We start from the raw sequence: 23,927 nt of genomic DNA on the forward strand, positions 1-23,927 counted from the left end.
AGTGGTAGTGTAGCGATGACTTTAGGCGATCAATATAAGATCGCCGGGCCACGCAAAGAACTGCACCCTCCGGTGCAAATGGGATGGTAAGGAGTTTATTGTGAAAAAGTGGTTATTAGCTGCAGGTCTCGGTTTAGCACTGGCAACTTCTGCTCAGGCGGCTGACAAAATTGCAATCGTCAATATGGGCAGCCTGTTCCAGCAGGTAGCGCAGAAAACCGGTGTTTCTAACACGCTGGAAAACGAGTTCAAAGGCCGTGCCAGCGAACTGCAGCGTATGGAAACCGATCTGCAGGCTAAAATGAAAAAGCTGCAGTCCATGAAAGCGGGCAGCGATCGCACTAAGCTGGAAAAAGACGTGATGGCTCAGCGCCAGACTTTTGCTCAGAAAGCGCAGGCTTTTGAGCAGGATCGCGCACGTCGTTCCAACGAAGAACGCGGCAAACTGGTTACTCGTATCCAGACTGCTGTGAAATCCGTTGCCAACAGCCAGGATATCGATCTGGTTGTTGATGCAAATGCCGTTGCTTACAACAGCAGCGATGTAAAAGACATCACTGCCGACGTACTGAAACAGGTTAAATAAGTAATGCCTTCAATTCGACTGGCTGATTTAGCGCAGCAGTTGGATGCAGAACTACACGGTGATGGCGATATCGTCATCACCGGCGTTGCGTCCATGCAATCTGCACAAACAGGTCACATTACGTTCATGGTTAACCCCAAATACCGTGAGCATTTAGGCTTGTGCCAGGCGTCCGCGGTTGTCATGACCCAGGACGATCTTCCTTTCGCGAAAAGTGCCGCGCTGGTAGTGAAGAATCCCTACCTGACTTACGCGCGTATGGCGCAAATTTTAGATACCACGCCGCAGCCCGCGCAGAACATTGCACCCAGTGCGGTGATTGACGCGACGGCGAAGCTGGGTAACAACGTATCGATTGGCGCTAACGCGGTGATTGAGTCCGGCGTTGAACTGGGCGATAACGTGATTATCGGTGCCGGTTGCTTCGTAGGTAAAAACAGCAAAATCGGTGCAGGTTCGCGTCTCTGGGCGAACGTAACCATTTACCATGAGATCCAGATCGGTCAGAATTGCCTGATCCAGTCCGGAACAGTGGTAGGCGCAGACGGCTTTGGTTATGCCAACGATCGTGGTAACTGGGTGAAGATCCCACAGATTGGTCGCGTAATTATTGGCGATCGCGTGGAGATCGGTGCCTGCACTACCATTGATCGTGGCGCGCTGGATGACACTGTTATTGGCAATGGTGTGATCATTGATAACCAGTGCCAGATTGCACATAACGTCGTGATTGGCGACAATACGGCAGTTGCCGGTGGCGTCATTATGGCGGGCAGCCTGAAAATTGGTCGTTACTGCATGATCGGCGGAGCCAGCGTAATCAACGGGCATATGGAAATATGCGACAAAGTGACGGTTACGGGCATGGGTATGGTGATGCGTCCCATCACTGAACCAGGCGTCTATTCCTCAGGCATTCCGCTGCAACCCAACAAAGTCTGGCGCAAAACCGCTGCACTGGTGATGAACATTGATGACATGAGCAAGCGTCTGAAATCGCTTGAGCGCAAGGTTAATCAACAAGACTAACGTTCCATCTTTTGTTCGCCAAACTTTACGGCCTGTCTCATTCTTACGATTGCGGCAGGCCGTGTTATTATTGTCGTTTCTTATATTTTGACAGGAAGAGTATCTTGACTACTAACACTCATACTCTGCAGATTGAAGAGATTTTAGAACTTCTGCCGCACCGTTTCCCGTTCTTACTGGTGGATCGCGTGCTGGATTTTGAAGAAGGTCGTTTTCTGCGCGCAGTAAAAAATGTCTCTGTCAATGAGCCATTCTTCCAGGGCCATTTCCCTGGAAAACCGATTTTCCCGGGTGTGCTGATTCTGGAAGCAATGGCACAGGCAACAGGTATTCTGGCGTTTAAAAGCGTAGGAAAACTGGAACCGGGTGAGCTGTACTACTTCGCCGGTATTGACGAAGCGCGCTTTAAGCGCCCGGTCGTGCCTGGCGATCAAATGATCATGGAAGTCACTTTCGAAAAAACGCGCCGCGGCCTGACCCGTTTTAAAGGGGTTGCTCTGGTCGACGGTAAAGTAGTTTGCGAAGCAACGATGATGTGTGCTCGTAGCCGGGAGGCCTGATACGTGATTGATAAATCCGCCTTTGTGCATCCAACCGCCATTGTGGAAGAGGGCGCGTCGATTGGCGCGAACGCTCACATTGGTCCTTTTTGTATCGTTGGACCCCATGTCGAAATTGGTGAGGGTACCGTACTGAAATCTCACGTTGTCGTGAATGGTCATACTAAAATTGGCCGCGATAATGAGATTTATCAGTTCGCCTCCATCGGCGAAGTTAACCAGGATCTGAAATATGCTGGCGAACCGACCCGCGTGGAAATCGGCGATCGTAACCGCATTCGCGAAAGCGTCACCATTCATCGTGGCACAGTCCAGGGCGGTGGATTGACGAAGGTGGGCAGCGACAACTTACTGATGATCAATGCGCACATTGCGCACGATTGTACGGTAGGTAACCGCTGCATCCTCGCCAACAACGCAACGCTGGCGGGTCACGTATCGGTTGACGACTTCGCGATCATCGGCGGCATGACCGCAGTCCATCAGTTCTGCATCATTGGTGCGCATGTGATGGTTGGCGGCTGCTCCGGTGTGGCGCAGGACGTCCCTCCTTATGTCATTGCGCAGGGTAACCACGCAACGCCGTTCGGTGTCAATATCGAAGGGCTGAAGCGCCGCGGATTCAGCCGTGAGGCGATTACCGCTATCCGCAATGCGTATAAGCTGATTTATCGTAGCGGTAAAACGCTCGATGAAGTGAAACCGGAAATTGCTGAACTGGCGGAAACATATCCGGAAGTGAAAGCCTTTACCGATTTCTTTGCACGCTCAACGCGCGGTCTGATTCGTTAATGACTGAACAGCGTCCATTAACGATTGCCCTGGTCGCCGGAGAAACCTCCGGCGATATCCTGGGGGCCGGTTTAATCCGCGCTCTGAAAGAACGTGTGCCCAACGCCCGCTTTGTTGGTGTTGCCGGGCCACGAATGCAGGCTGAAGGCTGCGAAGCCTGGTACGAAATGGAAGAACTGGCAGTGATGGGCATTGTTGAAGTGCTCGGTCGTCTGCGTCGCTTACTACATATTCGTGCCGATCTGACAAAGCGTTTTGGCGAACTGAAGCCAGATGTTTTTGTTGGTATTGATGCGCCTGACTTCAATATTACTCTTGAAGGTAACCTCAAAAAGCAGGGTATCAAAACCATTCATTACGTCAGTCCGTCCGTCTGGGCGTGGCGACAGAAACGCGTTTTCAAAATAGGCAGAGCCACCGATCTGGTGCTCGCATTTCTGCCTTTCGAAAAGGCGTTTTATGACAAATACAACGTACCGTGCCGCTTTATCGGTCATACCATGGCTGATGCCATGCCATTAGATCCAGATAAAAATGGTGCCCGTGATGTGCTGGGGATCCCTTACGATGCCCACTGTCTGGCATTGTTGCCGGGCAGCCGTGGTGCAGAAGTCGAAATGCTTAGTGCCGATTTCCTGAAAACGGCCCAGCTTTTGCGCCAGACATATCCGGATCTCGAAATCGTGGTGCCGCTGGTGAATGCCAAACGCCGCGAGCAGTTTGAACGCATCAAAGCTGCAGTCGCGCCAGACCTGTCGGTTCATTTGCTGGATGGAATGGGCCGTGAGGCGATGGTCGCCAGTGATGCGGCGCTACTGGCGTCGGGTACGGCAGCACTGGAGTGTATGCTGGCTAAATGCCCGATGGTAGTGGGATATCGCATGAAGCCTTTCACCTTCTGGCTGGCGAAGCGACTGGTGAAAACTGATTATGTCTCGCTGCCAAATCTGCTGGCGGGCAGAGAGTTAGTCAAAGAGCTATTGCAGGAAGAGTGTGAGCCGCAAAAATTGGCTGCGGCGCTGTTACCGCTGTTGGCGAACGGGAAAACCAGCCATGCGATGCACGACACCTTCCGCGAGCTGCATCAGCAGATCCGCTGCAATGCCGATGAGCAGGCGGCACAAGCCGTTCTGGAGTTAGCACAATGATCGAATTTGTCTATCCGCACACGCAGCTGGTTGCGGGTGTGGATGAAGTCGGACGCGGGCCGTTAGTTGGCGCGGTCGTCACCGCTGCGGTGATCCTTGACCCGGCGCGCCCAATTGCCGGGCTGAATGATTCCAAAAAGCTGAGCGAAAAACGCCGTCTGGCGCTCTGTGAAGAGATCAAAGAGAAAGCGTTGAGCTGGAGTCTGGGCCGCGCGGAACCTCACGAAATCGACGAACTGAATATTTTACATGCGACCATGCTGGCGATGCAGCGTGCCGTCGCTGGACTGCATATTGCGCCGGAATATGTGTTGATTGATGGTAACCGCTGCCCGAAATTACCGATGCCTTCGATGGCTGTGGTGAAAGGCGATAGCCGCGTACCGGAAATCAGTGCCGCGTCTATCCTGGCGAAAGTGACGCGTGACGCCGAAATGGCAGCGCTGGATATTGTTTTCCCGCAATATGGTTTTGCCCAACACAAAGGGTATCCAACCGCTTTTCATCTGGAAAAACTGGCTGAACACGGCGCGACCGAACACCATCGGCGCAGCTTTGGGCCTGTCAAACGCGCACTGGGACTTGCGTCCTGATTCTTGTGTCGAGATTAAGTAAACCGGAATCTGAAGATGTCTGAACCACGTTTCGTACACCTGCGGGTGCACAGCGACTACTCGATGATCGATGGCCTGGCCAAAACCGCACCGCTGGTAAAAAAGGCGGCAGCGTTGGGTATGCCAGCACTGGCGATCACCGATTTCACCAACCTTTGCGGTCTGGTGAAGTTCTACGGAGCGGGACATGGCGCAGGGATTAAGCCCATCGTCGGGGCGGATTTTAACGTCCAGTGCGACCTGCTGGGTGATGAGTTAACTCACCTGACGGTGCTGGCGGCGAACAATACCGGCTATCAGAATCTGACGTTGCTGATCTCAAAAGCGTATCAGCGCGGGTACGGTACCGCCGGGCCGATCATCGATCGCGACTGGCTTATCGAATTAAATGAAGGGTTGATCCTTCTTTCCGGCGGGCGCATGGGCGACGTTGGACGCAGTCTTTTGCGTGGTAACAGCGCGCTGGTAGATGAGTGTGTCGCGTTTTATGAAGAACACTTCCCGGATCGCTATTTTCTCGAGCTGATCCGCACCGGCAGGCCGGACGAAGAAAGCTATCTGCACGCTGCGGTGGAACTGGCGGAAGCACGCGGTTTGCCCGTTGTGGCGACCAACGACGTGCGCTTTATCGACAGCAGCGACTTTGACGCACACGAAATCCGCGTCGCGATTCACGACGGCTTTACCCTCGACGATCCTAAACGCCCGCGTAACTATTCGCCGCAGCAATATATGCGTAGCGAAGAGGAGATGTGTGAGCTGTTTGCCGACATCCCCGAAGCCCTTGCCAACACCGTTGAGATCGCCAAACGCTGTAACGTGACCGTGCGCCTTGGTGAATACTTCCTGCCGCAGTTCCCGACCGGGGACATGAGCACCGAAGATTATCTGGTCAAGCGTGCAAAAGAGGGCCTGGAAGAGCGTCTGGCATTTTTATTCCCTGACGAGGAAGAACGTCTTAAGCGTCGTCCGGAGTATGACGAACGTCTGGATACTGAACTTCAGGTTATCAACCAGATGGGCTTCCCGGGTTACTTCCTCATCGTTATGGAATTTATCCAGTGGTCGAAAGATAACGGTGTACCGGTAGGGCCAGGCCGTGGTTCTGGTGCAGGGTCACTGGTGGCCTACGCGTTAAAAATCACCGATCTCGATCCGCTGGAATTTGACCTGCTGTTCGAACGTTTCCTTAACCCGGAACGTGTCTCCATGCCTGACTTCGACGTTGACTTCTGTATGGAGAAACGCGACCAGGTTATCGAGCACGTAGCGGACATGTACGGTCGCGATGCGGTATCGCAGATTATCACCTTCGGTACGATGGCGGCGAAAGCGGTGATCCGCGACGTAGGCCGTGTATTGGGGCATCCGTACGGATTTGTCGATCGTATCTCGAAACTGATCCCGCCCGATCCGGGTATGACGCTGGCGAAAGCGTTTGAAGCCGAGCCACAGCTGCCGGAAATCTACGAAGCGGATGAAGAAGTTAAGGCGCTGATCGACATGGCGCGCAAACTGGAAGGGGTCACCCGTAACGCCGGTAAGCACGCCGGTGGGGTGGTTATCGCGCCGACCAAAATTACTGATTTTGCGCCGCTTTATTGCGATGAAGAGGGCAAACATCCGGTCACCCAGTTTGATAAAAGCGACGTTGAATACGCCGGGCTGGTGAAGTTCGACTTCCTCGGTTTGCGTACGCTCACCATCATCAACTGGGCGCTGGAGATGATCAACAAGCGGCGGGCGAAGAATGGCGAGCCGCCGCTGGATATCGCCGCGATCCCGCTGGATGACAAGAAAAGCTTCGACATGCTGCAACGCTCGGAAACCACGGCGGTATTCCAGCTTGAATCGCGCGGCATGAAGGACCTGATCAAGCGTCTGCAACCTGACTGCTTCGAAGATATGATCGCACTGGTGGCACTGTTCCGCCCCGGCCCGTTGCAATCAGGGATGGTGGATAACTTTATCGACCGTAAACATGGTCGCGAAGAGATCTCCTATCCGGACGTGCAGTGGCAGCATGAAAGCCTGAAACCGGTACTGGAGCCAACCTACGGCATCATCCTGTATCAGGAACAGGTCATGCAGATTGCGCAGGTGCTTTCTGGTTATACCCTCGGTGGCGCGGATATGCTGCGTCGTGCGATGGGTAAGAAAAAGCCGGAAGAGATGGCTAAGCAGCGTTCTGTATTTGCTGAAGGTGCAGAAAAGAACGGAATCAACGCTGAACTGGCGATGAAAATCTTCGACCTGGTGGAGAAATTCGCGGGTTACGGATTTAACAAATCGCACTCTGCGGCCTATGCTTTGGTGTCATATCAAACGTTATGGCTGAAAGCGCACTATCCGGCGGAGTTTATGGCGGCGGTAATGACCGCCGATATGGACAATACCGAGAAGGTGGTGGGCCTGGTGGATGAGTGCTGGCGGATGGGGCTGAAAATCCTGCCGCCGGATATAAACTCCGGTCTTTACCATTTCCACGTCAACGACGACGGCGAAATCGTGTATGGTATTGGCGCGATCAAAGGGGTCGGTGAAGGTCCGATTGAGGCGATCATCGAAGCCCGCAATAAAGGCGGCTACTTCCGCGAACTGTTTGATCTCTGCGCCCGTACCGACACCAAAAAGTTAAACCGGCGGGTGCTGGAAAAACTGATCATGTCCGGGGCGTTTGACCGTCTTGGGCCACACCGCGCGGCGCTGATGAACTCGCTGGGCGATGCGTTAAAAGCGGCAGATCAACACGCGAAAGCGGAAGCTATCGGTCAGGCCGATATGTTCGGCGTGCTGGCCGAAGAGCCGGAACAAATTGAACAATCCTACGCCAGCTGCCAACCGTGGCCGGAGCAGGTGGTGTTAGATGGGGAACGTGAAACGTTAGGTCTGTACCTGACGGGACACCCTATCAACCAGTATTTAAAAGAGATTGAGCGTTATGTCGGAGGCGTAAGGCTGAAAGACATGCACCCGACAGAACGTGGTAAAGTCATCACGGCTGCGGGGCTCGTTGTTGCCGCGCGGGTTATGGTCACCAAGCGCGGCAATCGTATCGGTATCTGCACGCTGGATGACCGTTCCGGGCGGCTGGAAGTGATGTTGTTTACTGACGCCCTGGATAAATACCAGCAATTGCTGGAAAAAGACCGCATACTTATCGTCAGCGGACAGGTCAGCTTTGATGACTTCAGCGGTGGGCTTAAAATGACCGCTCGCGAAGTGATGGATATTGACGAAGCCCGGGAAAAATATGCTCGCGGGCTTGCTATCTCGCTGACGGACAGGCAAATTGATGACCAGCTTTTAAACCGACTCCGTCAGTCTCTGGAACCCCACCGCTCTGGGACAATTCCAGTACATCTCTACTATCAGAGGGCGGATGCACGCGCGCGATTGCGTTTTGGCGCGACGTGGCGTGTCTCTCCGAGCGATCGTTTATTAAACGATCTCCGTGGCCTCATTGGTTCGGAGCAGGTGGAACTGGAGTTTGACTAATACAGGAATACTATGAGTCTGAATTTCCTTGATTTTGAACAGCCGATTGCAGAGCTGGAAGCGAAAATCGATTCTCTGACCGCGGTTAGCCGTCAGGATGAGAAACTGGATATTAACATCGATGAAGAAGTGCATCGTCTGCGTGAAAAAAGCGTAGAACTGACGCGTAAAATCTTCGCCGATCTCGGTGCATGGCAGATTGCGCAACTGGCACGCCATCCACAGCGTCCTTATACCCTGGATTACGTTCGCCTGGCATTTGATGAATTTGACGAACTGGCTGGCGACCGCGCGTATGCAGACGATAAAGCTATCGTCGGTGGTATCGCCCGTCTCGATGGTCGTCCGGTGATGATCATTGGTCATCAAAAAGGTCGTGAAACCAAAGAAAAAATTCGCCGTAACTTTGGTATGCCAGCGCCAGAAGGTTACCGCAAAGCACTGCGTCTGATGCAAATGGCTGAACGTTTTAAGATGCCTATCATCACCTTTATCGACACCCCGGGGGCTTATCCGGGCGTGGGCGCAGAAGAACGTGGTCAGTCTGAAGCCATTGCACGCAACCTGCGTGAAATGTCTCGCCTCGGCGTACCGGTAGTTTGTACGGTTATCGGTGAAGGTGGTTCTGGTGGTGCGCTGGCGATTGGCGTGGGCGATAAAGTGAATATGCTGCAATACAGCACCTATTCCGTTATCTCGCCGGAAGGTTGTGCATCCATTCTGTGGAAGAGCGCTGACAAAGCGCCGCTGGCGGCTGAAGCGATGGGTATCATCGCTCCGCGTCTGAAAGAGCTGAAACTGATCGACTCCATCATCCCGGAACCGCTGGGCGGTGCTCACCGTAACCCGGAAGCGATGGCGGCGTCTCTGAAAGCGCAGCTGCTGGCGGATCTGGCCGATCTCGACGTGTTAAGCACTGAAGATTTAAAAAATCGTCGTTATCAGCGCCTGATGAGCTACGGCTACGCGTAATCGGCAAATGTTCTGAAAAGGGTCACTTCGGTGGCCCTTTTTTATCGCCACGGTTTGAGCAGGCTATGATTAAGGAAGGATTTTCCAGGAGGAACACATGAACATCATTGCCATTATGGGACCGCATGGCGTCTTTTATAAAGATGAGCCCATCAAAGAACTGGAGTCGGCGCTGGTGGCGCAAGGCTTTCAGATTATCTGGCCACAAAACAGCGTTGATTTGCTGAAGTTTATCGAACATAACCCACGAATTTGCGGCGTGATTTTTGACTGGGATGAGTACAGTCTCGATTTATGTAGCGATATCAATCAACTTAATGAATATCTCCCGCTTTATGCCTTCATCAACACCCACTCGACGATGGATGTCAGCGTGCAGGATATGCGGATGGCGCTCTGGTTTTTTGAATATGCGCTGGGGCAGGCGGAAGATATCGCCATTCGTATGCGTCAGTACACCAACGAATATCTTGATAACATTACGCCGCCGTTCACGAAAGCCTTGTTTACCTACGTCAAAGAGCGGAAGTACACCTTTTGTACGCCGGGGCATATGGGCGGCACCGCATATCAAAAAAGCCCGGTTGGCTGTCTGTTTTATGATTTTTTCGGCGGGAATACCCTCAAGGCGGACGTCTCTATTTCGGTCACCGAGCTTGGTTCGTTGCTCGACCACACCGGGCCACACCTGGAAGCGGAAGAGTACATCGCGCGGACGTTTGGCGCGGAACAGAGTTATATCGTTACCAACGGAACATCGACGTCGAACAAAATTGTGGGTATGTACGCCGCGCCATTCGGCAGTACGCTGTTGATCGACCGCAATTGTCATAAATCGCTGGCGCATCTGTTGATGATGAACGATGTAGTGCCAGTCTGGCTGAAACCGACGCGTAATGCGTTGGGGATTCTGGGTGGGATCCCGCGCCGTGAATTTACTCGCGACAGCATCGAAGAGAAAGTCGCTGCCACCACGCAGGCACAATGGCCGGTTCATGCGGTGATCACCAACTCCACCTATGATGGCTTGCTCTACAACACCGACTGGATCAAACAGACGCTGGATGTCCCGTCGATTCACTTCGATTCTGCCTGGGTGCCGTACACCCATTTTCATCCAATCTACCAGGGTAAAAGTGGTATGAGCGGCGAGCGTGTTGCAGGAAAAGTGATCTTCGAAACGCAGTCGACCCACAAAATGCTGGCGGCGTTATCGCAGGCGTCGCTGATCCACATTAAAGGTGAGTATGACGAAGAGGCGTTTAACGAAGCCTTTATGATGCATACCACCACCTCGCCCAGTTATCCCATTGTTGCTTCTGTTGAGACGGCGGCGGCGATGTTGCGTGGTAATCCGGGCAAACGGCTGATTAACCGTTCAGTAGAACGAGCTCTGCATTTTCGCAAAGAGGTCCAGCGGCTGCGGGAAGAGTCTGACGGCTGGTTTTTCGATATCTGGCAACCGCCGCAGGTGGATGAAGCCGAATGCTGGCCCGTTGCGCCTGGCGAACAGTGGCACGGCTTTAGCGATGCGGATGCCAATCACATGTTTCTCGATCCGGTTAAAGTCACTATTTTGACACCGGGGATGGACGAGCAGGGCAATATGAGCGAGGAGGGGATCCCGGCGGCGCTGGTGGCAAAATTCCTCGACGAACGTGGGATCGTAGTAGAGAAAACCGGCCCTTATAACCTGCTGTTTCTCTTTAGTATTGGCATCGATAAAACCAAAGCAATGGGATTATTGCGTGGGTTGACGGAATTTAAGCGCTCTTACGATCTCAACCTGCGGATCAAAAATATGCTGCCCGATCTCTATGCAGAAGATCCCGATTTCTACCGCAATATGCGTATTCAGGATCTGGCGCAAGGGATCCATAAGCTGATTCGTAAACACGATCTTCCCGGTTTGATGTTGCGGGCATTTGATACCTTGCCGGAGATGATCATGACGCCACATCAGGCATGGCAGAGACAGATTAAAGGCGAAGTAGAAACCATTGCGCTGGAACAACTGGTCGGTAGAGTATCGGCAAATATGATCCTGCCTTATCCACCCGGCGTACCGCTGCTGATGCCGGGAGAAATGCTTACCGAAGAGAGCCGCACGGTACTCGATTTTCTACTGATGCTTTGTTCCGTAGGGCAACATTACCCCGGTTTTGAAACGGATATTCACGGCGCGAAACAGGACGAAGACGGTGTTTACCGCGTACGAGTCCTAAAAATGGCAGGATAACTTGCCAGAGCGGCTTCCGGGCGAGTAACGTGCTGTTAACAAATAAAGGAGACGTTATGCTGGGTTTAAAACAGGTTCACCATATTGCGATTATTGCGACGGATTATGCGATGAGCAAAGCTTTCTACTGCGATATTCTTGGTTTCACGCTGCAAAGCGAAGTCTATCGCGAAGCGCGCGACTCGTGGAAAGGGGATTTGGCGCTTAATGGGCAATATGTGATTGAGCTTTTCTCATTTCCGTTCCCGCCGGAGCGCCCCAGCCGACCGGAAGCTTGCGGCCTGCGTCATCTGGCTTTTAGCGTTGATGATATCGATGCGGCAGTGGCGCACCTTGAAAGCCATAACGTGAAGTGTGAAGCCATCCGTGTCGATCCCTACACGCAAAAACGCTTCACGTTCTTTAACGATCCGGACGGGCTGCCGTTGGAACTGTATGAGCAGTAAGGCTTGTCATCGCCGCATTTGCCCGGTAACGTGCCCGGCATTGCTACTGTAAAATCGCACCATCATGACACTCACGCTCAATAGACAACTTCTCTCCTCACGCCAGATTCTGGTGGCCTTTAGCGGCGGCCTTGATTCTACTGTCTTACTGCATCAACTGGTGCAGTGGCGGACGGAAAATCCGGGCGTCACTCTGCGCGCTATCCATGTGCATCACGGTTTAAGCGCCAATGCTGATGCCTGGGTGAAACATTGTGAAAACATCTGCCAACAGTGGCAGGTGCCGCTGGTGGTCGAACGTGTGCAGCTTGCGCAAGAGGGGCTAGGTATTGAGGCCCAGGCGCGGCAGGCACGTTATCAGGCATTTGCCCGCACCTTGTTGCCCGGTGAAGTGCTGGTTACAGCGCAACATCTCGACGATCAATGTGAAACCTTTCTGCTGGCGCTAAAACGCGGTAGCGGCCCTGCCGGGCTTTCGGCTATGGCGGAAGTTTCGGAGTTTGCCGGAACACGGCTTATCCGCCCGTTGCTTGCCCGCACGCGGGGGGAACTGGAGCAGTGGGCGTTAGCGCATGGTTTACGCTGGATTGAAGACGAAAGTAATCAGGATGACTCATACGATCGTAACTTTCTGCGCCTGCGCGTAGTGCCATTATTGCAGCAGCGTTGGCCGCATTTTGCCGAAGCAACAGCCCGCAGCGCCGCACTTTGCGCTGAACAAGAGAGCCTGTTAGATGAACTGCTGGCGGATGATTTAGCGCACTGCCAAACGCAACAGGGAACGTTAAAGATTGCGCCAATGGTGGCAATGAGCGATGCCCGTCGCGCGGCGATTATCCGCCGCTGGCTGGCAGGGCAGAATGCACCGATGCCTTCCCGCGACGCGTTGGTGAGGATCTGGCAGGAAGTGGCGCTGGCGCGAGAAGATGCTTCCCCCTGTTTACGTTTGGGTGCGTTTGAAATCCGCCGCTATCAGTCGCAACTGTGGTGGATTAAATCCGTCACTGGGCAAAGCGAAACCATTCTGCCGTGGCAGACGTGGCTACAACCGCTGGAATTACCGGCGGGGCTGGGAAGTGTACAGCTTACTGCGGGAGGCGATATTCGCCCTCCGCGTGCAGACGAAGCGGTCAGCGTGCGTTTCAAAGCGCCAGGATTGCTGCATATTGTCGGGCGCAACGGCGGACGTAAGCTGAAGAAAATCTGGCAAGAGTTAGGCGTTCCGCCGTGGCTACGTGACACCACGCCACTGCTGTTTTATGGCGAAACGCTGATTGCGGCGGCAGGGGTATTTGTGACGCAAGAAGGTGTGGCTGTAGGTGAGAATGGCGTCAGTTTTGTCTGGCAGAAAACGCTTAGTCAAGTGAAAGCCGGATAAGACGCATCAAACGTCGCATCCGGCGAAAGTCAATCAGGACTCGCTCACCACCACCGTACCGATTTCCGGGTGGCTAAAGCTGGTAATTTTATCCAGACGCAGCTCGCGGGTTGCACCAGCGGCCTCGACGACCAGATACTCCACATTTTTGCGGGAGACTAAATCGCTGGCCTTCGCCTGCAATTTTTCGCCATCTTTCAGCTCAAGTGTCAGCATTAAATGATGCTGGCAGGCGAGCTCAAGATTATCGTAATCATCACAATTGATTGGTTGATACGTATCATTCATTGACATAATCGCTCACCAGTAAGTTTGCCGCAGCGTATGCTGCTTTTTCCCTGACAGCCTCAGAAAGGGCGTCGTCGGCAGCCATTTCATTCAGCACTTTCAAAACGCAGCCCAGCGCGTCCGGAACGTATCCTAAGTCTCCGCTGGCGATTTCCGCGTACCGCTTGCGTATTAACTCACAATATTTTTCCACATGCCCTCCTGTCAGCACTCTGACTTAACCGTGGATGCAAGTCTAAGCCTACGAAGATAAACTCTGTTTCGCAAGGTGACTATACCACACTCATTTCTGCAATATCAGCGCCGCAACTGCACGTATTCCGTTACAATGGCCTCCTGATTCGAAAGGAGTTTTCTTATGGCGCTTAAAGCGACAATTTATAAAGCGACGGTTAATGTGGCCGATCTCGACCGCAACCAGTTTCTCGATGCCTCTCTGACGCTGGCGCGCCATCCTTCAGAAACCCAGGAGCGCATGATGCTGCGCCTGCTGGCGTGGCTAAAATATGCCGATGAACGTCTGCAATTTACCCGTGGTTTGTGTGCTGATGATGAGCCGGAAGCGTGGCTGCGTAACGATCATTTGGGTATTGATTTGTGGATTGAGCTGGGGCTGCCGGATGAGCGGCGGATTAAGAAAGCCTGCACCCAGGCCGCAGAAGTGGCGCTGTTTGCCTATAATAGTCGGGCGGCGCAAATCTGGTGGCAGCAAAATCAGAGCAAATGTGCGCAGTTTGCCAATCTTTCCGTCTGGTATCTGGACGACGAGCAACTGGCGAAAGTGAGCGCCTTTGCCGATCGTACTATGACGCTGCAGGCAACGATTCAGGATGGTGTTATCTGGTTATCGGATGATAAGAATAATCTGGAAGTGAACTTAACCGTCTGGCAACAACCTTCATGATTGTGATTTCCCGACATGTTGCTATCCCTGATGGCGAGTTTGAGATCACCGCCATTCGTGCGCAGGGCGCGGGCGGGCAGCATGTTAATAAGACCTCAACGGCTATTCATCTGCGTTTTGACATTCGGGCGTCCAGCCTGCCAGAGTATTACAAAGAGCGTCTGCTCGCCGCCAGCCATCATTTGATCAGCAGTGACGGAGTGATTGTCATTAAGGCACAGGAATACCGCAGTCAGGAACTGAACCGCGAAGCGGCGCTGGCCCGGCTGGTGGCAGTGATTAAAGATTTAACAACAGAACAAAAAGCCCGACGACCTACGCGGCCCACCCGTGCATCAAAAGAGCGCAGGCTGGCATCGAAAGCACAAAAATCAAGCGTGAAGGCGATGCGCGGCAAAGTGCGCAGCGGTCGGGAATAAAAAGAAGGAATGGATGGTGAAAAAAGCGATAGTGACAGCGATGGCTGTAATCAGCCTCTTTACTCTGATGGGATGTAATAATCGGGCCGAAGTCGATACGCTTTCTCCGGCGCAGGCTGCCGAACTGAAACCGATGCCGCAAAGTTGGCGTGGCGTGCTGCCGTGTGCTGATTGCGAAGGAATCGAAACCTCTCTGTTCCTCGAAAAAGACGGAACCTGGGTGATGAATGAGCGTTATCTGGGGGCTCGTGAAGAACCTTCCTCCTTCGCTTCCTACGGTACATGGGCGCGAACCGCTGACAAGCTGGTATTAACCGATAGCAAAGGTGAAAAGTCATATTATCGCGCGAAAGGAGATGCGCTGGAGATGCTCGATCGTGAAGGTAATCCGATTGAATCGCAGTTCAACTACACGCTGGAACCGGCACAATCCAGCTTACCCATGACGCCGATGACCCTGCGGGGCATGTATTTTTATATGGCTGATGCGGCGACCTTCACTGATTGCGCGACCGGAAAACGTTTCATGGTGGCGAATAACGCAGAGCTGGAGCGTGGCTACCTGGCTGCGCGCGGTAACAGTGAAAAACCAGTGTTACTGTCAGTTGAAGGTCACTTTACGCTGGAGGCTAATCCCGATACCGGTGCGCCGACTAAAGTATTAGCGCCCGATACGGCAGGTAAATTTTACCCAAACCAGGATTGCAGTAGTTTGGGGCTGTAACCCGTCTTGAGACAGAAACAAATGAAATATTGCCTCATGCGCTGCGCTTATCAGGCCTAAAGCATACAATGCAATATTTTGAATTAGCACGATTTTGTAGGCCGGATAAGGCGTTCACGCCGCATCCGGCATTTTGCGCACGAGGCTGGCTTTTATCACTGAGTCAGTCCAACAAAGCGACTTGCTTTAATATAAATCCCTGGCTTCAGGTGCCCAATATACTGTAACTGCGTTTCTGGTTTAAATGCAGAGACATCACCACTACGCATATGCATCAGATCGGCAGGGCTAATCCAGCCTGATTGCGCCAGCGTAAGCGGATGCCCGGCTTTGGCAAATGCATCAGTGACAAATTCCGAACAAAACCACGACTTTTTGTCTCCTTCGCCCACACTGCTTAACTGCGCTTTCGCCAGGCCGCTGACGCACTGTTGACGAAAATCCTCGGAGAACGGATTTAGTGAGCACATCTGGCGAGTCACCATAAATGGAATAAATTCGACAATGCCGCGATAGTTGTAACCGCTATCTTTAATTTTGTTGGTGAACGCGGTGATTTCTGTGGCTTGTTGCGGGGTAAGATCCGGGACTCGTAAGACGAAAAGCTTATCACTATGCTTTATGGCTTTTTTAAGGGAAACAATCTGGACGCCAGCGCCTGTCGCTTCGGCAACGTTATTATCTCCCAAATAGATTGCAACGTGACTCACAGAGGAAGTGCTGAATACGCGGATACCAAATGAGGTTACCCCAAGGCTTGAGGAGAAAAGCAAATCGCCGGGTTTGAGATCTGGTTCCGTTATTTCTTTTATTGATTGTTCGGTGAAAGAGCTTTGATGCTGGAATTTAACAGCCCATGTTTTCGCCTCGGCATTTACCACTGTGGCTGATGAGTCTGGCTGGCTGATATCAACGGTACAGGCCGAAAGTAAAAGAAAGCAGGGGAGAAGCAGGCGGCAGTACGCCTTTGGTTTATCCATTTTATACAATCCATGTAAAAAAGGGCCCCGAAATTCAGGACCCTTTCTGGCATCAGCCTTTAATCTGTTTCACCAGATAATCGACGATGTCACCAGTCTTAATTAACTGTTTCTCGCCGTTACGACGATATTTATATTCGATATCATCGTTGTCGAGGTTACGGTCGCCCAGCACAATAGTGTGCGGAATACCGATCAGTTCCATATCAGCAAACATCACGCCCGGACGCTCTTTGCGGTCATCCAGCAGCACTTCGATACCTTGTGCGCGCAGTTCGCTGTACAGTTTCTCAGCAAGTTCCTGTACGCGGAAGGATTTGTGCATGTTCATTGGCAGAATCGCCACCTGGAACGGCGCGATAGCGTCAGGCCATACGATGCCGCGTTCGTCGTAGTTCTGCTCAATCGCCGCAGCTACCACACGCGTTACGCCGATACCGTAGCAACCCATCGTCAGGATTTGGTTACGGCCATCTTCACCCTGTACGGAGGCTTTCAGTGCTTCGGAGTACTTGGTACCCAGCTGGAAGATGTGACCGACTTCGATACCACGTTTGATCAGCAGCGTACCCTGACCATCCGGGCTTGGATCGCCAGCCACCACGTTGCGGATATCAGCAATTTCCGGGGTAGCGACATCGCGATCCCAGTTGATACCGAAGTAGTGTTTACCATCGATGTTAGCACCAGCAGCGAAATCACTCATCGCCGCAACGGTACGGTCAATCACCACCGGAATCGGCATGTTTACCGGACCCAGTGAACCCGGACCGGCTTTAACCACGGCACGAATTTCTTCTTCGGTCGCAAAAGTCAGCGGGCTGGCAACCTGCGGCAGTTTTTCTGCTTTAACTTCGTTCAGCTCGTGGTCACCGCGCACCAGCAGCGCAACCAGCGGGAAGCTACTGCCTTCAACGGCTTTAACCAGCAGAGTCTTAACCGTTTTCTCAATCGGCAGATTGAACTGTTCAACCAGTTCCGCGATGGTCTTCGCGTTCGGCGTATCAACCAGCGTCATTTCCTGGGTAGCAGCAGCGCGCGGTTCTTTCGGCGCGATAGCTTCTGCCAGTTCAATGTTCGCTGCATAGTCAGAAGTATCGGAGAAGACCACATCGTCTTCTCCGCTCTGCGCCAGCACCTGAAATTCGTGAGAGGCGCTACCGCCGATAGAACCGGTATCGGCCTGTACGGCGCGGAAATCCAGCCCCATGCGGCTGAAGATTTTGCTGTAGGCCGCATACATTGCATCGTAGGTTTCCTGCAGGGATTCCTGAGAAGTATGGAAAGAGTAAGCATCTTTCATCAGGAATTCGCGGGAACGCATGACGCCGAAACGCGGACGCACTTCGTCGCGGAACTTGGTCTGGATCTGATAGAAGTTCAGCGGCAGCTGTTTGTAAGAGCTCAGCTCGTTACGAATCAGGTCTGTAATCACTTCTTCATGAGTTGGGCCGAGTACGAACGGACGGTCACCACGGTCAGCAATACGCAGCAATTCCGGGCCATACTGTTCCCAACGACCACTCTCTTGCCACAGTTCAGATGGCTGAACCACCGGCATTAACACCTCGATCGCACCGGCGTTGTTCATCTCTTCACGCACGATGTTTTCGACTTTTTTCAGAACGCGCACGCCGGTCGGCAGCCAGGTATATAACCCGGAGGCCAGCTTGCGGATCATCCCGGCGCGCAGCATCAGCTGATGGCTGATCACCTCGGCGTCGGCAGGTGTCTCCTTGAGAGTGGAGAGCAGGTATTGGCTAGTACGCATGTTGTTACGGTTCCAGTTGGAAGGTAGAACAGGCTCAAGGCGAGCCTGGGACAAAAAAAGTGATTTAGTTTACCAGTGCAAAAGAAATGTCAAAAGAGAAGGGCGTGAATTTAACGCGGTTCCAGCGCAAAGACTTCAAAACCTGCGTCGGTGACGCGCCAGCGAACGTTAAAATCATGCAGCCAGACGGCATAGGTTTTGCCCGTTTCCTCACCTTTACGATAGGCCGGGCGCGGGTCCTGCGCCAGTACTTCGCGGATAAACAGCGTTAACTGCGGATAACGCTTCTTCAGCGTCAAAAGCTGCTTTTCGACCTCTGCGGTAAAACACACCGCCATTTCTGCCGCTGGCGCACTTTGCGCATAGCTGGCACTGGCATCGGGAAGCGATTCAGCAAAGGGGAGATACGGTTTGATATCCACTACCGGCGTACCATCGACCAGATCCAGACTGCCGAGCTTCAGAATCACGCTGTCTTTATGGCAAACAACCTCTTTCAGCTCTACCAGCGACATACCAATCGGGTTAGGGCGAAAAGTGGAGCGCGTAGCGAAAACACCCATTCTGGCATTACCGCCGAGACGAGGCGGACGCACAGTCGGACGCCAGCCGCCTTCCATCGTTTGATGAAAGACGAAAAGGATCCATAAATGGCTGAATGCTTCCAGGCCGCGAACGGCGTCGGCCTGGTTGTAGGGAGCAATGAGATGTAGTTCGCCGTTGGCGCTTTTTACCAGACCTGGCTGGCGCGGAACGGCGAATTTTTCTTTATAGGGCGAGCGAATAACGCCTATTTGCTCGAACTGGAAACTGCTCATTTCGCCGTGATGTTAAGCGCAGAACCGATACATACAGCCTGACGATAGCAACCTGGCGTACCGCTGGTGACTTCGCAGCTATGCAGTAATACCGCATTGGCTTTCATTTTCGAGGCGTTGATTTGCATCCGCTTACGTGCGGTTGGAATGCTCGGCGGAGAGTCCTGATTAGAGGCCTGGCAAGAGTCGCCACTGACTTCACCGAGATCGCGGAACGGTTTGCCGACTAATTCTTCTGCATTGGTATAAATTCGGACCGGCGTGGCGCGCGGCGCTTTCGGTTTTGCAGGCTCCGCTTTCGGCTGGGGTGCAGTGCTTTGAACGGGTTCGACAGGGGATCTGCTTAACATGGAACAGCCGCTTAGCATGAGTGCTACTAAACAGATCGGTAAAGCACGCATAGTATTTCCTCAATGTATGATCAAAACGTCAATATTGAATCAGGCGCTTGTAAAAATGACAAGACGGGCAAGCGCCCGTCCTGAATGATATTACAAATTGTGGAAACAGCCTAAATATTACCAGCCTTTAACAGCGCCGCCGTTAAACACTTTGTTTGCTGCTTCGTAAACTTCGTCAGACTGATAAGCCTGAACGAATTTCTTCACGTTTTCGGCGTCTTTGTTGTCTTCACGCGTTACGATCAGGTTTACGTACGGGGACTCTTTATCTTCGACAAAGATACCGTCTTTCGCTGGAGTCAGGCCAATCTGGCTGGCATAGGTGGTATTGATAACTGCCAGAGCGATTTGCGCGTCGTCCAGAGAGCGCGGCAGCTGCGGTGCTTCCAGTTCAACAATTTTCAGATTTTTTGGGTTCTCAACAACATCAAGAACGGTCGGCAGCAGGCCAACGCCATCTTTCAGTTTGATCAAGCCCACTTTTTGCAGCAGCAGCAGTGAACGACCAAGGTTAGTTGGGTCGTTTGGCACGGCAACCTGCGAACCATCCTGCAGTTCATCCAGTGATTTGATTTTCTTGGAGTAACCAGCAATCGGATAAACAAATGTGTTGCCTACTGCGACCAGTTTGTAGCCACGATCTTTCAGTTGCTGATCAAGGTACGGTTTATGCTGGAAGGCGTTGGCGTCGATATCGCCTTTGCTCAATGCTTCGTTTGGCAGAACATAGTCGTTGAAGGTTACCAGCTCAACGTCCAGGCCATATTTGTCTTTCGCAACTTTCTGCGCGACTTCTGCAACCTGCTGTTCGGCACCAACAATCACGCCGACTTTAATGTGGTTTGGATCTTTTTCATCCTGACCGCAGCCTACCAGTGCCAGTGATCCAATCAGGGCTCCCACTGCCGCAAAGGTTTTGAATTTGAACGCCATACCTTATTCCTTCTTCAATTATTTATGTTGTGTTGAACGTTACTTGCGAGTGACAGCCCGGACGATGCGGTCGCCTGCGAACTGAATTAAATAAACCAGAATGACCAGCAATACCAGTACCGTATTCATCACCGTCGCGTTGTAGCCGATGTAGCCATACTGATAGCCAATCTGACCTAAACCACCGGCACCGACTGCACCACCCATCGCGGAATAACCAACCAGGGTAATCAGGGTAATAGTTGCCGCATTTACCAGACCCGGCAACGCTTCCGGTAACAGCACTTTACGGACGATCTGCATTGGCGTGGCACCCATTGCGCGGGAAGCTTCAATTAACCCGGTTGGGATCTCCAGCAGAGCATTCTCGACCATACGGGCAATAAACGGTGCTGCACCAACGGTTAACGGAACAATCGCTGCCTGCAAACCAATCGATGTACCAACAATAACGCGGGTAAACGGAATCATCCATACCAGCAAGATAATGAACGGGATGGAACGGAAAATGTTCACAATCGCAGAAACGGTACGATACAGCTTCGCGTTAGCAATAATTTGCCCCGGACGCGTGACATAAAGCAGGACGCCAACCGGCAGACCAATCACAAATCCAAAAAAACCGGATACGAAGGTCATTGTCAGCGTTTCCCATACGCCACGAACCAGCAGCCACATCATCGGCTCAGACATAACCCAGTACCTCTACTTTTACATGGTGTTCCTGCAGCCAGGTAATGGCGGCTTGCGTATCTTGTTGTGTGCCGTGCATTTCAGTCAGCATGATGCCGAACTTAACGCCACCGGCGTAATCCATCTGCGCGCTAATAATGTTGTTGTTGACGTTGAAACGACGCGCGGTTTCAGAAAGCAGTGGGGCATCGACCGATTGACCGGTAAACTCCAGACGCAACATCGGCACGCAGTCAGTGAATGGCTCCGCTTGCAGACGTTCCTGGTAATCTTCCGGGATATCCAGATGCAGGGTCGACTGAATAAACTTCTGCGCCAGCGGCGTTTTCGGATGCGAGAACACTTCACTTACCGTGTCCTGCTCGATCAGTTCGCCATTGCTGATGACCGCCACGCAATCACAAATACGCTTCACAACGTCCATTTCGTGGGTGATCAACAGAATCGTCAAACCCAGACGGCGGTTGATGTCTTTCAGCAGTTCGAGAATAGAACGTGTCGTTGCCGGATCCAGCGCGCTGGTGGCCTCATCACACAGCAATACTTTGGGATTGCTGGCTAACGCACGGGCAATCGCCACACGCTGTTTCTGCCCACCGGAAAGATTCGACGGGTAGCTATCATGCTTATCGCCAAGACCAACCAATGACAGCAATTCCGTCACGCGACGTTTGATCTCATCTTTCGGTGTGTTGTCCAGCTCCAGCGGCAGAGCCACGTTGCCAAAAACAGTACGCGAAGAGAGCAGGTTAAAATGCTGGAAAATCATACCAATCTGGCGGCGAGTTTTGGTCAACTCGGATTCTGACAGCGTGGTCAGTTCCTGGCCATCGACCAGCACGCTACCCTCGGTTGGGCGCTCCAGCAGGTTTACACAACGTATAAGCGTACTCTTACCCGCGCCAGAGGCACCGATAACGCCATAAATTTGTCCAGCTGGCACATGCAGGCTGACGTTGTTCAACGCCTGGATGGTGCGGGTGCCCTGGTGGAACACTTTGGTGATATTCGAAAGTTTTATCATTGATTATTTATTATCGTCATTAAGTTAGTCGTGGCATTTCGAATGCCTGGAACGGGCAACGCCTTCAATGAAATGGATGTTAAGGCATCCAGACGTCTAAATCAATCAGGTTTATGCGAAGAGCACTTTCTTGCTGGTCGAAACATGCGATACTAGCGTCACATGCCTTATTAAGGAGCTATAAAAGGTGGCGAAGAGCGTACCCGCAATTTTTCTTGACCGTGATGGCACCATTAATGTCGATCACGGCTATGTCCATGAGATCGACAACTTTGAATTTATCGACGGTGTTATTGACGCCATGCGCGAGCTAAAAAAAATGGGCTTTGCGCTGGTGGTAGTAACCAACCAGTCTGGCATTGCTCGCGGTAAATTTACTGAAGCACAGTTTGAAACGCTGACCGAGTGGATGGACTGGTCGCTGGCGGACCGCGATGTCGATCTGGATGGTATCTATTATTGCCCGCATCATCCGCAGGGTAGTGTTGAAGAGTTTCGCCAGGTCTGCGACTGCCGCAAACCACATCCGGGGATGCTTTTGTCAGCACGCGATTATTTGCATATTGATATGGCCGCTTCTTATATGGTGGGCGATAAATTAGAAGATATGCAGGCAGCAGCTGCGGCGAACGTGGGAACAAAAGTGCTGGTGCGTACGGGTAAACCTGTTACGCCTGAAGCAGAAAACGCGGCGGATTGGGTGTTAAATAGCCTGGCAGACCTGCCGCAAGCGATAAAAAAGCAGCAAAAACCGGCGTAATGATTAAAAGATGAGCGGTTGAAATAAAAATGCATTTTTCCGCTTGTCTTCCTGAGCCGACACCCTATAATGCGCCTCCATCGACACGGCGGATGTGAATCACTTCACACAAACAGCCGGTTCGGTTGAAGAGAAAAATCCTGAAATTCAGGGTTGACTCTGAAAGAGGAAAGCGTAATATACGCCACCTCGCGACAGTGAGCTGAAAGCCGCGTCGCAACTGCTCTTTAACAATTTATCAGACAATCTGTGTGGGCACTCGAAGATACGGATTCTTAACGTCGCAAGACGAAAAATGAATACCAAGTCTCAAGAGTGAACACGTAATTCATTACGAAGTTTAATTCTTTGAGCATCAAACTTTTAAATTGAAGAGTTTGATCATGGCTCAGATTGAACGCTGGCGGCAGGCCTAACACATGCAAGTCGAACGGTAACAGGAAACAGCTTGCTGTTTCGCTGACGAGTGGCGGACGGGTGAGTAATGTCTGGGAAACTGCCTGATGGAGGGGGATAACTACTGGAAACGGTAGCTAATACCGCATAACGTCGCAAGACCAAAGAGGGGGACCTTCGGGCCTCTTGCCATCGGATGTGCCCAGATGGGATTAGCTAGTAGGTGGGGTAACGGCTCACCTAGGCGACGATCCCTAGCTGGTCTGAGAGGATGACCAGCCACACTGGAACTGAGACACGGTCCAGACTCCTACGGGAGGCAGCAGTGGGGAATATTGCACAATGGGCGCAAGCCTGATGCAGCCATGCCGCGTGTATGAAGAAGGCCTTCGGGTTGTAAAGTACTTTCAGCGGGGAGGAAGGGAGTAAAGTTAATACCTTTGCTCATTGACGTTACCCGCAGAAGAAGCACCGGCTAACTCCGTGCCAGCAGCCGCGGTAATACGGAGGGTGCAAGCGTTAATCGGAATTACTGGGCGTAAAGCGCACGCAGG

Annotated in this window: 24 protein-coding genes and 1 rRNA gene; 16 read left to right on the forward strand and 9 right to left on the reverse strand. The window is 52.4% G+C overall.

Annotated features, from left to right (window positions below; genetic code table 11):
* Positions 1–100 precede the first annotated feature (100 nt).
* The 11 genes from skp (at position 101) to tilS (ending at position 13,262) form a co-directional block, all read left to right on the forward strand.
* Complete coding sequence (gene skp, locus ACJHWT_RS09140) at positions 101–586, forward strand: molecular chaperone Skp (RefSeq protein ID WP_000758956.1); 486 nt, start codon at positions 101–103, stop codon at positions 584–586.
* Between the two features lie 3 nt (positions 587–589).
* Entirely contained in the window at positions 590–1,615 is a 1,026-nt protein-coding gene (gene lpxD, locus ACJHWT_RS09145; RefSeq protein ID WP_001139282.1) for a UDP-3-O-(3-hydroxymyristoyl)glucosamine N-acyltransferase, read from the forward strand.
* Positions 1,616–1,719: 104 nt separating this feature from the next.
* Positions 1,720–2,175: a 3-hydroxyacyl-ACP dehydratase FabZ gene (gene fabZ, locus ACJHWT_RS09150; RefSeq protein WP_000210739.1), complete on the forward strand. Its 456-nt coding sequence runs from the start codon at positions 1,720–1,722 to the stop codon at positions 2,173–2,175.
* Positions 2,176–2,178: 3 nt separating this feature from the next.
* Positions 2,179–2,967: an acyl-ACP--UDP-N-acetylglucosamine O-acyltransferase gene (lpxA, locus tag ACJHWT_RS09155; RefSeq protein ID WP_000565966.1), complete on the forward strand. Its 789-nt coding sequence runs from the start codon at positions 2,179–2,181 to the stop codon at positions 2,965–2,967.
* The gene (gene lpxB, locus ACJHWT_RS09160; RefSeq protein ID WP_000139678.1) at positions 2,967–4,115 is read left to right on the forward strand and encodes a lipid-A-disaccharide synthase; all 1,149 of its coding nucleotides are present in this window, start codon (positions 2,967–2,969) and stop codon (positions 4,113–4,115) included. The genes lpxA and lpxB overlap by 1 nt, the downstream gene beginning before the upstream one ends.
* Complete coding sequence (rnhB, locus tag ACJHWT_RS09165) at positions 4,112–4,708, forward strand: ribonuclease HII (protein ID WP_000569423.1); 597 nt, start codon at positions 4,112–4,114, stop codon at positions 4,706–4,708. The genes lpxB and rnhB overlap by 4 nt, the downstream gene beginning before the upstream one ends.
* A gap of 36 nt (positions 4,709–4,744) precedes the next feature.
* Positions 4,745–8,227 (forward strand): DNA polymerase III subunit alpha, encoded by a 3,483-nt coding sequence (gene dnaE, locus ACJHWT_RS09170; RefSeq protein ID WP_001294798.1) that lies wholly within the window; start codon positions 4,745–4,747, stop codon positions 8,225–8,227.
* Positions 8,228–8,239: 12 nt separating this feature from the next.
* Positions 8,240–9,199, forward strand: coding sequence for an acetyl-CoA carboxylase carboxyl transferase subunit alpha (gene accA / locus ACJHWT_RS09175; RefSeq protein WP_000055741.1), 960 nt, complete (start codon positions 8,240–8,242; stop codon positions 9,197–9,199).
* Between the two features lie 97 nt (positions 9,200–9,296).
* Positions 9,297–11,438: a lysine decarboxylase LdcC gene (gene ldcC / locus ACJHWT_RS09180; protein ID WP_001020992.1), complete on the forward strand. Its 2,142-nt coding sequence runs from the start codon at positions 9,297–9,299 to the stop codon at positions 11,436–11,438.
* Between the two features lie 56 nt (positions 11,439–11,494).
* Positions 11,495–11,884, forward strand: coding sequence for a VOC family protein (locus ACJHWT_RS09185; RefSeq protein ID WP_000901082.1), 390 nt, complete (start codon positions 11,495–11,497; stop codon positions 11,882–11,884).
* Positions 11,885–11,948: 64 nt separating this feature from the next.
* A complete protein-coding gene (tilS, locus tag ACJHWT_RS09190) occupies positions 11,949–13,262 on the forward strand; it encodes a tRNA lysidine(34) synthetase TilS (RefSeq protein WP_000176522.1) in 1,314 nt (437 codons plus the stop codon).
* A gap of 33 nt (positions 13,263–13,295) precedes the next feature.
* Here tilS and rof read toward each other — a convergent pair whose 3' ends face one another.
* Both rof and ACJHWT_RS09200 read right to left on the reverse strand, forming a co-directional pair.
* Positions 13,296–13,556: a Rho-binding antiterminator gene (gene rof, locus ACJHWT_RS09195; protein WP_000062311.1), complete on the reverse strand. Its 261-nt coding sequence runs from the start codon at positions 13,554–13,556 to the stop codon at positions 13,296–13,298.
* Positions 13,543–13,743 carry a YaeP family protein gene (locus ACJHWT_RS09200; protein ID WP_000417058.1) on the reverse strand — a complete coding sequence of 67 codons (201 nt, stop codon included), beginning with the start codon at positions 13,741–13,743 and terminating at the stop codon, positions 13,543–13,545. The genes rof and ACJHWT_RS09200 overlap by 14 nt, the downstream gene beginning before the upstream one ends.
* A gap of 165 nt (positions 13,744–13,908) precedes the next feature.
* On the opposite strand from ACJHWT_RS09200, the gene ACJHWT_RS09205 reads away from it, so the two are divergent.
* The 3 genes from ACJHWT_RS09205 to nlpE are packed head-to-tail and all read left to right on the forward strand — an operon-like array spanning position 13,909 to position 15,597.
* Positions 13,909–14,454 (forward strand): YaeQ family protein, encoded by a 546-nt coding sequence (locus ACJHWT_RS09205; protein WP_001185283.1) that lies wholly within the window; start codon positions 13,909–13,911, stop codon positions 14,452–14,454.
* A complete protein-coding gene (arfB, locus tag ACJHWT_RS09210) occupies positions 14,451–14,873 on the forward strand; it encodes an alternative ribosome rescue aminoacyl-tRNA hydrolase ArfB (RefSeq protein WP_000635528.1) in 423 nt (140 codons plus the stop codon). The genes ACJHWT_RS09205 and arfB overlap by 4 nt, the downstream gene beginning before the upstream one ends.
* 13 nt (positions 14,874–14,886) lie before the next feature.
* Positions 14,887–15,597: an envelope stress response activation lipoprotein NlpE gene (gene nlpE, locus ACJHWT_RS09215; RefSeq protein WP_000239186.1), complete on the forward strand. Its 711-nt coding sequence runs from the start codon at positions 14,887–14,889 to the stop codon at positions 15,595–15,597.
* A gap of 155 nt (positions 15,598–15,752) precedes the next feature.
* On the opposite strand, the gene ACJHWT_RS09220 is transcribed toward nlpE, so the two are convergent.
* The 7 genes from ACJHWT_RS09220 to metN all read right to left on the reverse strand — a co-directional run bounded on the left by ACJHWT_RS09220 (position 15,753) and on the right by metN (position 22,217).
* Positions 15,753–16,577 carry a YaeF family permuted papain-like enzyme gene (locus ACJHWT_RS09220; RefSeq protein ID WP_000360466.1) on the reverse strand — a complete coding sequence of 275 codons (825 nt, stop codon included), beginning with the start codon at positions 16,575–16,577 and terminating at the stop codon, positions 15,753–15,755.
* A 52-nt stretch (positions 16,578–16,629) separates the two neighbouring features.
* Entirely contained in the window at positions 16,630–18,348 is a 1,719-nt protein-coding gene (gene proS / locus ACJHWT_RS09225) for a proline--tRNA ligase (RefSeq protein ID WP_001260694.1), read from the reverse strand.
* Positions 18,349–18,458: 110 nt separating this feature from the next.
* Positions 18,459–19,166 (reverse strand): tRNA (N6-threonylcarbamoyladenosine(37)-N6)-methyltransferase TrmO, encoded by a 708-nt coding sequence (gene tsaA / locus ACJHWT_RS09230; RefSeq protein ID WP_000094007.1) that lies wholly within the window; start codon positions 19,164–19,166, stop codon positions 18,459–18,461.
* On the reverse strand, positions 19,163–19,567 hold the full coding sequence (gene rcsF / locus ACJHWT_RS09235; RefSeq protein ID WP_001202329.1) for an Rcs stress response system protein RcsF: 405 nt from the start codon (positions 19,565–19,567) through the stop codon (positions 19,163–19,165). The genes tsaA and rcsF overlap by 4 nt, the downstream gene beginning before the upstream one ends.
* Positions 19,568–19,684: 117 nt before the next feature.
* Positions 19,685–20,500 (reverse strand): methionine ABC transporter substrate-binding lipoprotein MetQ, encoded by an 816-nt coding sequence (metQ, locus tag ACJHWT_RS09240; protein ID WP_000874226.1) that lies wholly within the window; start codon positions 20,498–20,500, stop codon positions 19,685–19,687.
* A gap of 39 nt (positions 20,501–20,539) precedes the next feature.
* Positions 20,540–21,193: a methionine ABC transporter permease MetI gene (locus tag ACJHWT_RS09245; RefSeq protein WP_001294610.1), complete on the reverse strand. Its 654-nt coding sequence runs from the start codon at positions 21,191–21,193 to the stop codon at positions 20,540–20,542.
* Complete coding sequence (gene metN, locus ACJHWT_RS09250) at positions 21,186–22,217, reverse strand: methionine ABC transporter ATP-binding protein MetN (RefSeq protein ID WP_000594009.1); 1,032 nt, start codon at positions 22,215–22,217, stop codon at positions 21,186–21,188. The genes ACJHWT_RS09245 and metN overlap by 8 nt, the downstream gene beginning before the upstream one ends.
* A 187-nt stretch (positions 22,218–22,404) precedes the next feature.
* On the opposite strand from metN, the gene gmhB reads away from it, so the two are divergent.
* A complete protein-coding gene (gene gmhB, locus ACJHWT_RS09255) occupies positions 22,405–22,977 on the forward strand; it encodes a D-glycero-beta-D-manno-heptose 1,7-bisphosphate 7-phosphatase (protein ID WP_001140178.1) in 573 nt (190 codons plus the stop codon).
* 365 nt (positions 22,978–23,342) lie between these two features.
* Positions 23,343–23,927 (forward strand): 16S ribosomal RNA (locus tag ACJHWT_RS09260); the annotation flags it as partial.

Source organism: Escherichia sp. WS338 (assembly GCF_046486405.1).
Taxonomy (GTDB): Bacteria; Pseudomonadota; Gammaproteobacteria; order Enterobacterales; family Enterobacteriaceae; genus Escherichia; species Escherichia coli.